The 14,112-nt window shown below is 45.6% G+C and carries 13 protein-coding genes; 1 reads left to right on the top strand and 12 read right to left on the bottom strand.

The features are described from left to right. Nucleotides 1-6: 6 nt before the first annotated feature. From nhaC to BM292_RS02555, 11 genes are all read right to left on the bottom strand, one after another. Nucleotides 7-1,470, bottom strand: coding sequence for a Na+/H+ antiporter NhaC (gene nhaC / locus BM292_RS02605; RefSeq protein ID WP_092854980.1), 1,464 nt, complete (start codon nt 1,468-1,470; stop codon nt 7-9). A 22-nt stretch (nt 1,471-1,492) separates the two neighbouring features. Then, nucleotides 1,493-2,875, bottom strand: coding sequence for a sodium-dependent transporter (locus BM292_RS02600; RefSeq protein ID WP_092854978.1), 1,383 nt, complete (start codon nt 2,873-2,875; stop codon nt 1,493-1,495). A gap of 89 nt (nt 2,876-2,964) precedes the next feature. Beyond that, nucleotides 2,965-5,031 carry a carboxy terminal-processing peptidase gene (gene prc, locus BM292_RS02595; protein WP_092854976.1) on the bottom strand — a complete coding sequence of 689 codons (2,067 nt, stop codon included), beginning with the start codon at nt 5,029-5,031 and terminating at the stop codon, nt 2,965-2,967. A 12-nt stretch (nt 5,032-5,043) separates the two neighbouring features. Continuing rightward, a complete protein-coding gene (gene proQ / locus BM292_RS02590; protein ID WP_092854974.1) occupies nt 5,044-5,700 on the bottom strand; it encodes an RNA chaperone ProQ in 657 nt (218 codons plus the stop codon). Next, nucleotides 5,690-5,983: a hypothetical protein gene (locus BM292_RS02585; RefSeq protein WP_092854972.1), complete on the bottom strand. Its 294-nt coding sequence runs from the start codon at nt 5,981-5,983 to the stop codon at nt 5,690-5,692. The genes proQ and BM292_RS02585 overlap by 11 nt, the downstream gene beginning before the upstream one ends. Before the next feature lie 32 nt (nt 5,984-6,015). Beyond that, on the bottom strand, nt 6,016-6,477 hold the full coding sequence (locus BM292_RS02580) for a free L-methionine (R)-S-oxide reductase MsrC (protein ID WP_092854970.1): 462 nt from the start codon (nt 6,475-6,477) through the stop codon (nt 6,016-6,018). A 10-nt stretch (nt 6,478-6,487) separates the two neighbouring features. Further along, nucleotides 6,488-6,778: a YeaC family protein gene (locus tag BM292_RS02575; RefSeq protein WP_092854968.1), complete on the bottom strand. Its 291-nt coding sequence runs from the start codon at nt 6,776-6,778 to the stop codon at nt 6,488-6,490. After that, the gene (locus BM292_RS02570; RefSeq protein ID WP_092854966.1) at nt 6,778-7,107 is read right to left on the bottom strand and encodes a hypothetical protein; all 330 of its coding nucleotides are present in this window, start codon (nt 7,105-7,107) and stop codon (nt 6,778-6,780) included. The genes BM292_RS02575 and BM292_RS02570 overlap by 1 nt, the downstream gene beginning before the upstream one ends. Before the next feature lie 125 nt (nt 7,108-7,232). Beyond that, on the bottom strand, nt 7,233-8,915 hold the full coding sequence (locus BM292_RS02565) for an alanine/glycine:cation symporter family protein (protein ID WP_092854964.1): 1,683 nt from the start codon (nt 8,913-8,915) through the stop codon (nt 7,233-7,235). A 60-nt stretch (nt 8,916-8,975) separates the two neighbouring features. Further along, on the bottom strand, nt 8,976-10,106 hold the full coding sequence (locus BM292_RS02560) for a M14 family metallopeptidase (protein WP_092854962.1): 1,131 nt from the start codon (nt 10,104-10,106) through the stop codon (nt 8,976-8,978). Between the two features lie 61 nt (nt 10,107-10,167). Beyond that, nucleotides 10,168-11,613 (bottom strand): glyceraldehyde-3-phosphate dehydrogenase, encoded by a 1,446-nt coding sequence (locus BM292_RS02555; protein ID WP_092854960.1) that lies wholly within the window; start codon nt 11,611-11,613, stop codon nt 10,168-10,170. 144 nt (nt 11,614-11,757) lie between these two features. On the opposite strand from BM292_RS02555, the gene pyk reads away from it, so the two are divergent. Continuing rightward, entirely contained in the window at nt 11,758-13,194 is a 1,437-nt protein-coding gene (gene pyk / locus BM292_RS02550; protein ID WP_092854958.1) for a pyruvate kinase, read from the top strand. A 60-nt stretch (nt 13,195-13,254) separates the two neighbouring features. Here the strand turns inward: pyk and BM292_RS02545 are convergent, their stop codons facing one another. Continuing rightward, nucleotides 13,255-14,112 carry a DUF6279 family lipoprotein gene (locus BM292_RS02545; RefSeq protein ID WP_092854956.1) on the bottom strand — a complete coding sequence of 286 codons (858 nt, stop codon included), beginning with the start codon at nt 14,110-14,112 and terminating at the stop codon, nt 13,255-13,257.

The raw sequence follows: 14,112 nt of genomic DNA, 5'->3' as shown, positions 1-14,112 counted from the left end.
ACTAATTTAAGTGGCGCTTTTGGGCGCTGGTAAACGCAATATACGAATACCTGTGTAGGCATAAAATAATGCGATTAATGGGGTTATCCAATTAAAGAATGCAAACGGCGCATAAATCCATGGGCTTACGCCAAGCGCACCCATCATAAATGCACCACAGGTATTCCATGGTATTAATGCCGATGTAAGTGTTGCGCTATCTTCAAGCGTACGTGACAGCAAACGCGGATCAAGACCGCGACGTTCGAACTCTTCACGATACATACGCCCTGGCAAAACAATAGCCATATATTGGTCAGCGGTTAGCACGTTGGCACCAAAACAAGTGAACAACGTAGCTGCAATGAGGCTGCCAAGGGATTTTACATAGCCGAGCATGCCGGAAATTAAGCGTTGTAAGAGACCAAGCTTCTCCATGATCGCGCCAAACGTCATGGCACTTAGAATCAACCAAACGGTATTGAGCATGCTCGACATACCACCACCGCTTAATAAATCATCCAAATCAGCAGAGCCAGTCTCAATGGTCACGCCATCGCTAAGTGCGGTCCAAACCACTTTGACCGTTGCAACAACTGAAGTATCACCACCTGCCAGTTTACTTACCATTTCTGGCTGAAATATGAGCGCCCACACGCCACCGAGCAAGGCTCCGAAGAATACTGTTGGAAGCGCTGGTTTTCGCGTTGCTGCTAAATACAAAAGAACGAGCAACGGAACTAGCATCACCCACCCGATATTAAAGGTGTTACGCAGCTCTAACTGCATCCGCTCAAGCTCGAGTAAGCTGACTGAATTGTCGGCATTAAAACCTAAGAACACGAAAATAATTAGCGTAATAATAAATGCAGGGCCGGCGGTGTACGCCATATAACGAATGTGTGCGAACAACTCAGTACCAGCTACGGCTGGTGCTAAGTTGGTGGTATCACTTAAAGGTGACATTTTGTCACCAAAGTATGCGCCTGAGACCACAGCACCAGCGGTAATTGCTGGTGATAAATCCATACCCGCCGCAACGCCCATTAACGCCACACCGATAGTTGCGGCGGTGGTCCATGAGCTACCAATAGCGAGTGAGATAATGGCACAAATCAGCGCCGTCGCAGCATAAAACCAGCTCGGGTTAAGTAACTCGAGACCAAAATAGATCATGCTCGGCACAGTACCGGCTAACAACCACGTCCCGATGAGTGAACCGACGGCTAATATAATTAACAAGGCACCTAGGGCAACTGAAATACCCTCTTTGATACCATCTTCAATTTGTTCCCATGATACTTTGTTATAGAAACCGATTGCTAATGCAACGCCGGCAGCAACCCATAGGGCTATCTGATTTGGTCCGTAGGATGAATCTTCACCGTAGAAGTATACCGACAGTGCTAACATTAAAATCAATGCTAACAGCGGTAATGCTGCTTGCAGAATGGTTGGAGTACGCAGCTCCACCTTTGTTGTATTTTGCATAAATAGTCTCTAAAGCCAAAAATTAAAATCGAATAATACCGATCAGTTGTAGAAAAATCAGAATAATTGCTATCGGCGCCAAATAGCGCACGATGAAGTGCCAAATTTTAAATACCAATGGTTGCGTACCCAATTCGTCTTGGCTGTATGTACTCTTCATCACCCAGCCTGCAAAAACAGCAAGTAATAGACCGCCAAGTGGTAATAACACGTTGGATGTCGTGTAATCTATTACGTCAAACCAGCTTTTTAATTCCTTGTCACCCACCTGCCAGCTAATTTGCGTCCAATCCGCGCCGCTAAAGCTGTAGATGGTCACCTGCCCCAGTAACCATAAAGTAAAACCAGCAGCCATTGTTGCGGTCCAGCGACCTAGATTAAATCGCTCTTCTAAAAAAGCGACGGCTGATTCAATCATCGCAATTGCCGAAGTAAAAGCGGCAATAACGAGCATAATGAAAAAGACGGTTCCTAGAGCGGCACCGCCAGGCATTTGACTGAAGGCAACAGGCAGCGTTTGAAAAATAAGGCCTGGGCCTGCTTCTGGGGTTAATTGACTGCCAAAAACAATAGGGAAAATAGCCAAGCCTGCTAGTAGCGCGACAAATGTATCTGCTAAAGCAACCCAAAGCGAGGTTTGGATAATTGAAGTCGATTTTGATAAGTACGCGCCGTACATAATGACGACGCCAGAGGCTAATCCGAGCGAGAAGAAGGCATGACCAAGCGCTAACATAACGCCGTTTATTGATAACTCTGAAAAGTCTGGAGCGAACATAAATTCGATGGCTGCGCCGAAATCACCGATATAGGCCGCATAGCCTGCGAGACCGATCAACAGAATAACCATCGCCGGCAACATCCACGATACTGCCCGCTCTAAGCCATCCTTGATGCCATTACCGACGACCAAAACAACACCTACGATAATGGCCGCATGCCAGACAGTAAGACGAGCTGATGAACTGACTAAACTACCGAAAATATCGCTAATTTGTGCAACACTGGCACCGGTAAAAGAGCCACTCGCGGCTTCAACCACGTAGGCAAGTGCCCAACCGGCAATAACTGCATAAAAACTCAGAACTAAGAAGCCAGTTGCCATGCCCAGCCAACCGGTTATCTGCCAGAATTTGCTGCGTCCAGACTCCTGAGCGACTTTAAGTGCCGCATAACCTGGACTATGCCGACCGCGTCGACCGATAACGATTTCTGCAATCATGACCGGTAATCCAATACCCGCTATACACAAAAGGTAAACGAGCACAAATGCCCCACCCCCGTTTTCACCAGTGATATAGGGGAATTTCCAAATATTCCCAAGCCCAACGGCTGCTGCAGTAGAGGCAAGAATAAATAGTAATCGGCTCGACCAGCGATTGGCGATTGAAGGTGACTCATGCATGGGTGTTGTTGTCCGTATTTTATTATCGTTGTTATTTTTATAAAAAAGCCGCGATACGCGGCTTTTTGTAACTTACTATTCGCAATAAATTAGTTCATCGCCAATTTATGTGCATCAATCAGGGCAAAACTTAAACTAACTGTTTCTTCAAGGTAAGGGTCATCGATTTCTAAATCAGTCGGAATATCCTCAACTTTTTCAACAGGTTCTTTGCCTAAACGTTCCAAGCGAGCATTGGCACGCTGTAGTTTTTTCTTTTCATCACGCGCTTGTTCTGCTTTACGTTCATCCAAAACTAAGCTCACCCACGTTTTATCTTTCTCGGCTTGGTATTCTTCAATATCTTGAAAAATAAACTTGAATTCAGGATTGCTTGCCACCTGAGAGTCAAGCTTGCTCTGCCATTGTTGAAACTTGGTGGTTGGTAAAACGTTTAGCGGTTCATATTTCGCTGCAGGTAATTGATCCCACGGCAACGCATTCTCTTGGCTGCTTTCACCAAACTCTTCGGCATCAATAATTGACGGCAAGGTTAAATCAGGTACCACGCCACGCATTTGCGTACTACCGCCATTAATGCGATAGAATTTGGCAATCGTGAACTGCACACTGCCTAACGGTTCGTCGTAATTATCAAATGGATACATTTGTAATGCACGATGATGCTGAACGGTACCTTTACCGTAGGTATTTTCACCTACAATAATCGCCCGTTGATAATCTTGTAGCGCCGCCGCAAAAATTTCTGACGCTGACGCACTGTACCGATCTACCATCACCATCAATGGACCATCATAATAGGTTTTGCCATCACGGTCGCCATTGATATCTCGTCGCTTACGACCATCTAAAATCTGTACCACTGGGCCCTTATCAATAAACAAACCCGTTAATGAAATCGCTTCGGCTAATGAACCACCACCGTTACCACGCAAATCAATGACGATACCCTCAACGTCTTGTTGCTGTGCATCGGCAATCAGTTTTTCAACGTTTTCAGTTAACCCGTTGTAGAAACCAGGAATTTCGATGACGCCCATTTTACGACCGGCATACTTGCCTTCTTCAGGCGATTCAATTTCAAGTTTCGCGGCACGATCTTCGAGTTTAACCTTGTCGCGGACAATCGCGATCTCAGTTGGTGTGCTACCTGCACTCTGGTTGGCTTTGATGACTTGCAGAATGACGGTTGACCCCTTCGGACCTTTAATTAGCTCAACAACTTCATCAAGTCGCCAGCCGATAACGTCTATAAACTCGGGCTTTTTTTCATCGCCTTGGGCAACACCAACAATCTTGTCGTCAACCGCTAATTCACCGCTTTTATCGGCTGGGCCGCCTGGTACGAGGCTGCGGATTACCGTGTAATCATACTCGGCTTGCAACACAGCACCGATACCTTCAAGCGACAAATTCATATTTTGCTCAAAGCGTTCGGCGTTACTTGGCGATAAATAGCTGGTGTGCGCTTCAACACTTCGTGCAAAAGCATTCATCACGGTTTGAAAAACGTCTTCACTATTGGTTTGCGTTAAGCGTTTTAACGCATTGTTATAGCGTTTACCGAGCGTTTCCACCACTTCTGGCCACTCTTTACCTGCCAGAGTGAGGTTTAAAGCATCGTATTTAACGCGCTGACGCCAAAGCTCATCGAGTTCCGATGTGGTAGTTGCCCATTCGGCATCCTCGCGTTGAAAGTGATATTTATCATTGGCAACGGTGAAATCAAAAGGCTGATCTTCATCAAGTAAAGATAACGCATAGGTATAGCGTTCAAAACGCCGATCGAGTGATTTACTGTAAAGTGAATACGCGGCATTCAATTTTCCAGTCAAAATCATATCGTCGAAGAGGTGCTTATACTCCTGCGCCTGTTCGACGTCAGCTGCCAGCATAAACATCTTGCTGTAATCGAGCATTTCAAGATAACGCGCTAAAATTTGTTCGGACAGCTCATTATCAAGTTCCATTTGCTTAAAATGATCGCGTGTGAAAAAACGAGCCACGCGACCACTGGCAACCGGGTGTTGCTCTTGTGGTTTCAATTGCGGTAACTCATCAGGAGAATGCGTCGGCGGTATCGCCACTGCTGCGGTTGACATAACCGCTGCCAGAGAAACGATTAAAGCACTCTTAAACTTCACACGCTTGGTCATATTTCCCTACTCCTATTTCGTGACAAATACAGCGTTTACATTCACTTTGACCGTCAAGCCGTTTTGAAGTTGCACATAAATGTCATCGCGGTCGATTTCGGTAACTTGTCCTGCCACGGGTGATTGTCCAGCTTTAACCTGAACTTGTTGACCAACTTGCAGTTCCGAACCAGTCACCGACTGGAGGTCCAGTTTAGCTGCAGGTTTTGGTTTAGTGGCTGGTGAAGCCTTTTTGGCAGGACGTTTCGCTCGCGCTTTACGAGCTTCTTGTTTTGCCCCTGCAGTTTTGGGTGCTTTCGGCGCCTGCTCTTTACGTTTCTTAGCAGCTCGCTCAGCGGCAACAGCTTTTGATTCGGCTAACGTTTGCTCAGCATGCTGTTGATGCTCTTCTTCAATAATACCGGCCTCGGCACCATCAAGATCAACCCGTTTCGCACCAACTTTAACGCTACGCAGATACCGCCAACTATTAGTGTAGTGACGTAAAGCAGTACGCAACCGCGTTTTACTTACGGATTCATCGTTCTCTAAGCGCGTTGCGATATCCTCAAAGATACCAATTTTTAATGGTTGCGCATCGCCTTCAAGTGAAAAACATTGTGGAAATTTCTCGGCAAGATAGGCAATTACTTCTTTGGTATTCGTAATCTTTTTAACGTCAGTCGTCATCTTCATCAAAATCCTGCTGACGTACGTCAGCTAGTTGCTCCATGATATACGCTTGCATTTCTTCGCTATCGAGTCCTAGTAATTCAGGATTTTCGATCCATTCGAAGAGGACGCGGCGTACAACTTCTTCTAATTGTTCTATGCTGTCATCAGCTTCACTATAATCGACAATGTAATGCAACATTTCATTGAGTTGATCAGCCGCAGCCTCTTCATCCCCTTCAAAGAATCGCATGTCACTATAACTGACTAAATAAGCATAGATATCAAATTCACTATACATATCGATCTACTTGGCACGTTCGCAGTGAGTCATTAACGCCAATTGAGTGTCTCAATAAAGCGACCTAACGCACTTAAACCATCGGCATCAGCTTGATTGAAACGCCCTACCGTTGGACTATCCAGATCAAATACTCCAACAACTTCATCATTAACTATCAACGGTACGACAACTTCTGAGTTTGACGCAGCGTCACAGGCAATATGCCCTTCAAAGTCATGAACGTCGACAACCAATTGTGTCACACGTGAATGTGCGGCCGTGCCGCAAACACCGCGCCCGAACGGAATTCTTAAACACGCCACTTTACCTTGAAACGGCCCTAACACCAAGGTTTCAGGTTCCCGTGTTAAGTAAAAGCCGACCCAATTGACATCTTCGAGAGCTTCATAAACTAACGCAGATAGATTACTTAGATTCGCAATAAGATCAGATTCGCCGTGGGTAATGGCCTTTGCTTGTTCTATTAATAATTCATAATCGGTGGTGTGCATAGAGGTGTGCTCAGGCCTCGTTTGGGTTATTGAGAGAGAAGCTTGCGATAGTATTCTCGCCTTTTAAATCAGCTTTCATATCGCGCTTACTACGGGTAACTAACTGGCCATCGGCACCTACGCGAAATGGTTCTTCTGAAGGGCAATAACGCGCTTGATAGGCCATAACTAGCTGGATGCTGTGTTCACGCTGTTCATCTGAGAGCTTTACACCGTCTGGCCACTTTCCCAGCTCAACAGCTTGTAGTAAGCGCTCAAAAATGTCTGGCGTAATGGAGGAGACTAAGTCGTCAAACTGCATTAATTGCGACTCCTTTTCACAAAAACTAACCGAACTCGGTTCACCACGAACCATACTAACCCAGCAACCATTAAACCGTACGACACTTTAGCTGGCCATGTTTCAGGCAGCGGTTGTTGGATAAAATAATACGTAAATGCGGCAATCGCGATCAGCAATGCCAACATCGATTGACCAACAATTTTTTCGCGTTTTGTTGCAAGCATTCGTTGCAGTTCACGCTCGCGCTCTTCATTAGATAAACCTGTCAGCTTAAACTCGCAGTGTGGGCATTCCGTAGCTTTGTCAGAAACGCGCTTGCGACACGCAGGACAATCGATTAACGCCATGATGACCTCATTTACTTCAACGTGAATAGGCAATATAAGGGATTTGGTCTTAAATTCAAGCACCACGCGGCTTTTACATAGATTAAAACCCGCCGAAGCGGGTTTTAAATCAATCTAACAACTCGTTATTTATCGCTATTTTTAGATTGCTCTGCATCGAAATCTTGCCAATAGGCTTTCACAGTATCTTTCATCTCTCGACGTAAAAGGAAAATACCGAGTAAGTTTGGCAGCGTCATCAAAACAATCGCCACGTAAGATAAAGTCCACACTAGCGTGGTATCAGCAAATGATGCGACAAAGAACCCTGCAACGTAAATAATGCGATATGGCATTACCCCGCGTTGTCCAAATAGATAGACAACGGCACGGTCACCGTAATATGACCAAGCAATGGCTGTTGAGAAAGCAAATAACATTAAGCTAATCGGTACAATATATTCACCCGCCGGACCTAAAAAGCCCATACTAAAAGCTTTCGCCGTTAGCGCAGCTGAGTGAATCAAAGAGTCACCGACAATAACGATGTCGTCCTTCTTCAATTGACCATTTTCAATGCGTAAAACACCGGTATATGGATCTTCACCAGCAACAATGAAACGCACGTTTTCGGCTACCGAGCGTGCATGTAACATGGTGTAGCCATTGCTGACCGGACGCCCATCGCGCACTTGAATCGTACCATTATATTTTTCAATGGTATTTTGCTTAGTGTCGTTTAAATAGTGATATAAAGCTTCCCGATCTGCCGGTTCGGCATCTGAATAATGACCCGCAACAATATCTAAATCAGTGCGTGAAAAGGTATTCTCATGTTTCTGCGACCAGACACCAGATGACAAGATAACCAAACCGGTTAACGTACAAATGATAATGGTATCGATAAATGGCTCGAGAATTGAAACCATACCCTCAGATACTGGTTCATCGGCTTTAGCAGAAGCGTGAGCAATCGGAGCTGAACCTTGACCTGCTTCGTTTGAGAACAGGCCGCGGTTAACGCCACGGTTGAATGCATACGCAAAAGTTGCCCCTAAGAAGCCACCGGTCGCTGCCGAGCCAGTAAACGCATCCATAAAAATCGCGGCAAACGAAGAACCAATTTGGTCGACGTTATATAAAATGACGCTCAATGAGCCGATGATATAGAGCGCACCCATAATTGGGACAATTTTCGAAGTAACCGCAGCAATGCGCGTGATACCACCGATAATGACCAAGGCTAATAAAATCGCTAATACGCCACCAACAATCATTGGGTCAAAGCCGAAACTCATTTCCATACTTTGCGCAATATTATTAATCTGCGGCATGTTGCCAGTACCGAATGAGCTGATAATGGTTGCACCAGCAAAAATTACGGCAAGCCATTTCATGTTTAAGCGACGATCCATGTAGTACATTGGACCACCCGCCATGGTGCCGTCTTCCGTTTTGACGCGGTATTTGTGTGACAAGGTAACTTCAACAAATTTGGTCGTCATACCTAAGAATGCGGTTACCCACATCCAGAATAAGGCCGCTGGACCACCAAGGAAGATGGCTAGTGCTACACCACCAATGTTACCCGTACCAACAGTACCGGATAATGCGGTTGATAAGGCTTGAAAGTGTGTGGTATCACCTTCTGCACCTTTTTTATCGAACTTACCGGTGACCACTTTCCAGGCGTGGCCAAAGAATCGTATTTGTGGAAAACCCAAATACAAAGTAAAGAAAATACCTACGCCGAGCAGGATATACGGAAAGTATGCTGCTGACCCAAGATAGCTATCGAGTAGCAACAAAAAGTTATTAATGGCTTCCAAGGTGTCCCCCTTGTCGAATTATTATTGTTGTTGTCCGCTGTTTAAACTAGCTTGCCCAGATTAACTGCGCAAGCTATTTGCGATTCCGTAGATAGCGCTAAGTACATCGGCACCGAATTGTTGGCTACGATTTGCTGACCAACCAAAGTCCACATCTGGCAAGTTCGCATTATCTTTAAATGGCATTTCTAAAGTAAATGCCAAACAGTTGAAACGTTCACTCACTGCGTTACTTGCCACAGTAAGGTTTGCTTCACCTGGCTTATCGATTTCATAACCGTACTCGGTTTGGAACTCCGGCGTAATCGATAACAAGACTTGTTTGAACTGTTCGCCTATCTGGTGCGTTTTATCATTGTAACTTGGCACACCTTCGCAACCTGCCAAGAAGTTATATGGCAACGCTTCATCGCCGTGCACGTCTAGATAAAAATCAACGCCGGTTTGCTGCATGGCGTTCAGAACGTAATAAACTTCTGGGCTTTTTTCTAACGATGGTTCTGCCCATTCGCGGTTCAAATTGACGCCTGCCGCGTTGGTGCGTAAATGACCACGTACACTGCCGTCTGGGTTCATGTTCGGCACAATATAAAACACGCATGTTTCGAGCAAACGGCGAGCAGCGCCGTCTTCATCATCAAGTAAACGACTTAAAAAACCTTCGATGAACCACTCGGCCATCGATTCGCCTGGATGCTGGCGCGCTGTAACCCAGATTTTAGCTTTGTGATCAGCGGGTTCACCGACGATTAAGAGATTCATATCGCGACCATCAAGCGTTGGCCCAAGTAATACATGATCACACTCAATCGATTGTTGTGTCCACTGAATCAGATCCATATGGCGCTCATACGAATATGGCGTGAAATAAGCGTAATAAACGCTTTCTTGGTCAGGGCTATGACGAATAACGAGCTCTTTACCGTTGTATTCAGTCGGTACACGGAACCAGGTTTCACGATCGTAAGAAGCTAACGCAGAATAGTCCTTCCAGCCATCTGGATAAGCTGATTGACCGGCATTGGTAATAGTCATCACGTGTTCAACACCTGGCTCAGCATACAATTTAAAGTGAAACCACTGATAAAAATCTGACTGATTATCTTTGCGAATCGCCAACTGAATTGCGCTTGGCTCATTCGCTTCAATCACTTCGATATTGCCGCTATCAAATTGTGCCGTAATAAACATGAAATTCCTCACTTCTAAAAACAGAAAAGCGCCCTATTCAGGCGCTTTTACATCGATTTTTTTACTTCGGTAGGTTCAATAGTTGTTGACCGGCCATTTGCTCGGCAACACGAACAACCTGACAGCTATAGCCAAATTCATTGTCATACCAAACGTAAAGAACAGCACGATCTTCATCAACGATTGTTGCTTGCGAATCAACTACGCCCGCATAACGTGAACCAACCAAATCGGTTGAAACGATTTCGGTTGACGCCGTGTAGTCAATTTGCGCTTGTAACTCAGAATGAAGCGCTTGATCACGCAAAAACGCGTTCAGTTCATCTTTGCTTGTCGTTTTGTTCAAGTTCAAGTTCATAATCGCCATTGAAACATTTGGCGTTGGTACACGAATCGCGTTGCCGGTTAATTTACCAGCAAGTTCAGGTAAAGCCTTAGCAACTGCTTTCGCAGCACCCGTTGACGTTAACACCATGTTTAATGGCGCTGAACGGCCACGGCGCTCAGCCTTGTGGTAGTTATCAATCAGGTTCTGATCGTTGGTATACGAATGAACTGTCTCAACGTGACCGTTGCGAATACCGTAAGCGTCGTTGACAACTTTCAATACTGGCGTAATCGCATTGGTTGTACAGCTAGCTGCGCTAACGATCAGATCGTTTGGCTGAATATCAGTATGGTTAACACCATAAACAACATTTTTGATTTCGCCCTTAGCAGGTGCTGTTAGCAATACCTTTTTGACGCCTTTTGATTTCAAGTGAAGACCAAGACCAGCTTCGTCTTTCCAAATACCCGTATTATCGATGATAATTGCGTCGTTAATACCATATTGGGTGTAATCAACTTGGTCTGGACCGTCTGAATAGATGACTTTAATGCTGGTGCCATTCGCTTTAATGGCCGAGTTTTCATGGTCAACGGTGATTGAACCATTGAATGGACCATGAATCGAGTCACGACGCAACAAGCTAGCACGTTTCTCCAGATCGCCATCGCGACCACCACGTACAACAATTGCGCGCAAACGCATTTTATTGTTGCTACCATTGCGTTCAATTAATAATCGAGCCAACAAACGACCTATACGGCCAAAACCATATAACACCACGTCTTGTGCTGGAATTTCGTCGGCTTTATCAACGATATCGACTAGCTCGCGCTGTAAATAGGCTTCAATACTATCGCCCTTGCCTGCATCTTTGTGTAAATAGTTAAAAGCCAATTTACCCAAATCGACGCGTGCCGGAGCTAATTTCATTTTGCTCAATGCTTCAATAAGCGGGAAGCTCTCACGTAAACGCAGTTTGACGCCCTCATGACGACGAATCAAACGATGTGCTTTGATGATATTAATGGTGTCGACGTTGAGCAGTGAACGACCATATACCAAGATTTCCACACCGTAATTACGATACAAACGACCAATAATTGGCTGCATCATTTCGGCATATTCTTGGCGTTCCTGCCAACTGGCTAGGGTCAGATCCTGTTGCTGATCACTCATGAGGTTACCTTTTCGTTACGTAAATTTGACGGTTGCGTGAAAATTGGCGGGTATTGTACTGAAATACTCCGACGAGCGCCAGATTCTCTGTAACTCCGAAAGAGACATGGTATAATTTTGCTATAAAACAACAGGAGTAAAATTATGCTACGGCGCACCAAAATCGTCACGACACTCGGCCCAGCTACCGATGATCCCGCAGTTCTCGAAGCACTAATCAAAGCAGGCGCGAATGTTGTTCGACTTAATTTTTCACATGGCGTGGCGGAAGACCATGAACGCCGTGCCAAGCAAGTGCGCGACATAGCAAATCGCATCGGTACGCATGTCGCTATTCTTGGCGATTTGCAGGGCCCTAAAATACGTATTTCGAAATTTGAAAGCGGTGCAATAACCCTCGATGTTGGTGATGTGTTTGTATTAGACGCGGCATTAGATAAGAACGCTGGTACGCAGCAACGAGTTGGGATTGATTATAAGGAACTCCCGCAGGACGTCAGCGAAGGCGATATCTTATTACTCGACGATGGCCGTGTGCGGCTTCAAGTTGAGGATGTCAGCGGTTCACAAATTACCACGACAGTAACCGTTGGTGGCAAGCTTTCCAACAACAAAGGTATTAACCGACTCGGCGGCGGGCTATCTGCGGCCGCCTTAACTGAAAAAGATCTCGAAGATATTAAAACGGCAGCGAACATCGGTGTCGATTATCTCGCGGTAAGCTTTCCAAGAAGTAGTGCAGACATTCATGAGGCGCGTCGATTATTGCGCGCAGCTGAAGGCCGCGGTTTAATCTGCGCGAAGATAGAACGTGCTGAAGCAGTCGCCACGGATGCCGCGCTCGACGATATTATTCGGGCTTCTGATGCGGTGATGGTTGCACGTGGAGATCTTGGTGTTGAAATTGGTGATGCGCAGTTGGTCGGTAAACAAAAACGAATCATCGAGCGCGCTCGTCAATGCAATAAAGTTGTGATTACCGCAACGCAAATGATGGAATCAATGATCGAAAGCCCGATGCCAACCCGTGCAGAGGTTATGGACGTTGCCAATGCCGTATTAGACGGTACCGATGCCGTCATGCTCTCAGCCGAAACCGCTGCTGGTAAGTATCCGGTCGCAACGGTGAAAGCAATGGCAGAAATTTGTCTGGGTGCCGAAACGCATCCAAGTGTGACGATCGATAAACATGATCTGGACGAGACATTCACGTCGATTCAAGAAGCCACCGCGATCAGCGCAATGTACGCTGCGACTCATTTAGCGGGTGTAAAGGCAATCATTGCGCTCACCGAGTCTGGTTCAACGGCCAAATTAATGTCACGTATTAATACAATACTTCCGATCTTCTCGTTATCACGGCATAAAGAGAGTCGCGCGCGTTGTGCTCTTTACCGTGGCGTGTACCCTATCGCTTTTGATTCAACCAAAAGCGAACCACATCAACTCGTTACTGATGCGGTAAATGAAATAAAATTACGTGGTCACGTGGTGCCAGGCGACTTAGTCATCCTGACGCATGGCGATGTGATGGAAACCGTTGGCTCAACCAACACCTGTAAAATTATTGAAGTGAAATAATTTTAAATCTTCGCTTATTCTAAAAAAGCTCGCGCCAAGCGGGCTTTTTTATGAATTCAATTAACGCTTAGAAAAGTCTTCAGCAATTTCATTCATATCCTCAATATAACCATCCAGCTTATCGACGATTCGACGCCGCTGACGATCAGTTAGCGTTTCACTCAATTGATAAAATAGCACCAGCGTTAATTGTTGATTGTGTTCGACCCGCGATCTTAATTCTTCCGAGCGCCATTGCTCCGGGTTATAGAATAATTGTTGAAGATAATTATTAAATTGCTCAGGTTGCTGACGTTGCTGTAGCGCCTTTTCAAACTCATTTAACCAACGCTGATTATAATCCAACCATAGCTCACGGGTATCCAGCCGCTCGACTACCCAGCGATTAATGAGTCGCTGCTGTACCTTCGTGACCTGCCCGAGCCAGCTTCGAGTGTTTTTCTCAGCGCGGCGAATAAGCCGTTTCGAGCGCTCAGAATCGCTATACTCGAGTAATTCTTCCTCTTCCTCACGTTGCTTTTCACGCAGGTTCTCAATTAATTCGATAATTTGTTCATCTGATAATTGCGGTAACATTTCTTGTGCATGGGGTTCCACTGCATTGAGCATACGCTGCCAAGCAATAAAAAATTGTTCGTAGGTGGCGACAAGATCCGTTTCAGTTAATGTATTACTCGCTATTTTATCTCGGAGGGTTTGAAGTTGTTGGGCGTAATAAGGCAATTCAGACGTGGCATGCCACTGATGTAGGGTGGTAATCGCTTGGTCAACCGATTGCTCTTGTTGACTATTGAGTGACACGTAGTCGTTTAGTTTCCACTCAATGAGCGTATCGGCAAACCGGTATCCAAACTGCGTTGAGCAAGCGCTAAGCAGTAGTGTTATAACAACGACAACTACAATGCTTGCACGCGGCAT

This window comes from Pseudidiomarina tainanensis (genome assembly GCF_900115255.1).
GTDB classification, from domain to species: Bacteria; Pseudomonadota; Gammaproteobacteria; order Enterobacterales; family Alteromonadaceae; genus Pseudidiomarina; species Pseudidiomarina tainanensis.
This window is presented reverse-complemented; position numbering and strand designations above follow the sequence as displayed.

Excerpts from the sequence above, each read along its gene's own strand:
- nhaC (WP_092854980.1), bottom strand. The coding sequence starts at position 1,470 with ATGCAAAATACAACAAAGGTGGAGCTGCGTACTCCAACCATTCTGCAA.
- BM292_RS02555 (WP_092854960.1), bottom strand. The coding sequence starts at position 11,613 with ATGAGTGATCAGCAACAGGATCTGACCCTAGCCAGTTGGCAGGAACGC.
- BM292_RS02560 (WP_092854962.1), bottom strand. The coding sequence starts at position 10,106 with ATGTTTATTACGGCACAATTTGATAGCGGCAATATCGAAGTGATTGAA.
- BM292_RS02575 (WP_092854968.1), bottom strand. The coding sequence starts at position 6,778 with ATGCAGTTTGACGACTTAGTCTCCTCCATTACGCCAGACATTTTTGAG.
- BM292_RS02570 (WP_092854966.1), bottom strand. The coding sequence starts at position 7,107 with ATGGCGTTAATCGATTGTCCTGCGTGTCGCAAGCGCGTTTCTGACAAA.
- pyk (WP_092854958.1), top strand. The coding sequence starts at position 11,758 with ATGCTACGGCGCACCAAAATCGTCACGACACTCGGCCCAGCTACCGAT.
- BM292_RS02600 (WP_092854978.1), bottom strand. The coding sequence starts at position 2,875 with ATGCATGAGTCACCTTCAATCGCCAATCGCTGGTCGAGCCGATTACTA.
- BM292_RS02580 (WP_092854970.1), bottom strand. The coding sequence starts at position 6,477 with ATGCACACCACCGATTATGAATTATTAATAGAACAAGCAAAGGCCATT.
- BM292_RS02545 (WP_092854956.1), bottom strand. The coding sequence starts at position 14,112 with ATGCCGCGTGCAAGCATTGTAGTTGTCGTTGTTATAACACTACTGCTT.
- proQ (WP_092854974.1), bottom strand. The coding sequence starts at position 5,700 with ATGACGACTGACGTTAAAAAGATTACGAATACCAAAGAAGTAATTGCC.
- prc (WP_092854976.1), bottom strand. The coding sequence starts at position 5,031 with ATGACCAAGCGTGTGAAGTTTAAGAGTGCTTTAATCGTTTCTCTGGCA.
- BM292_RS02585 (WP_092854972.1), bottom strand. The coding sequence starts at position 5,983 with ATGTATAGTGAATTTGATATCTATGCTTATTTAGTCAGTTATAGTGAC.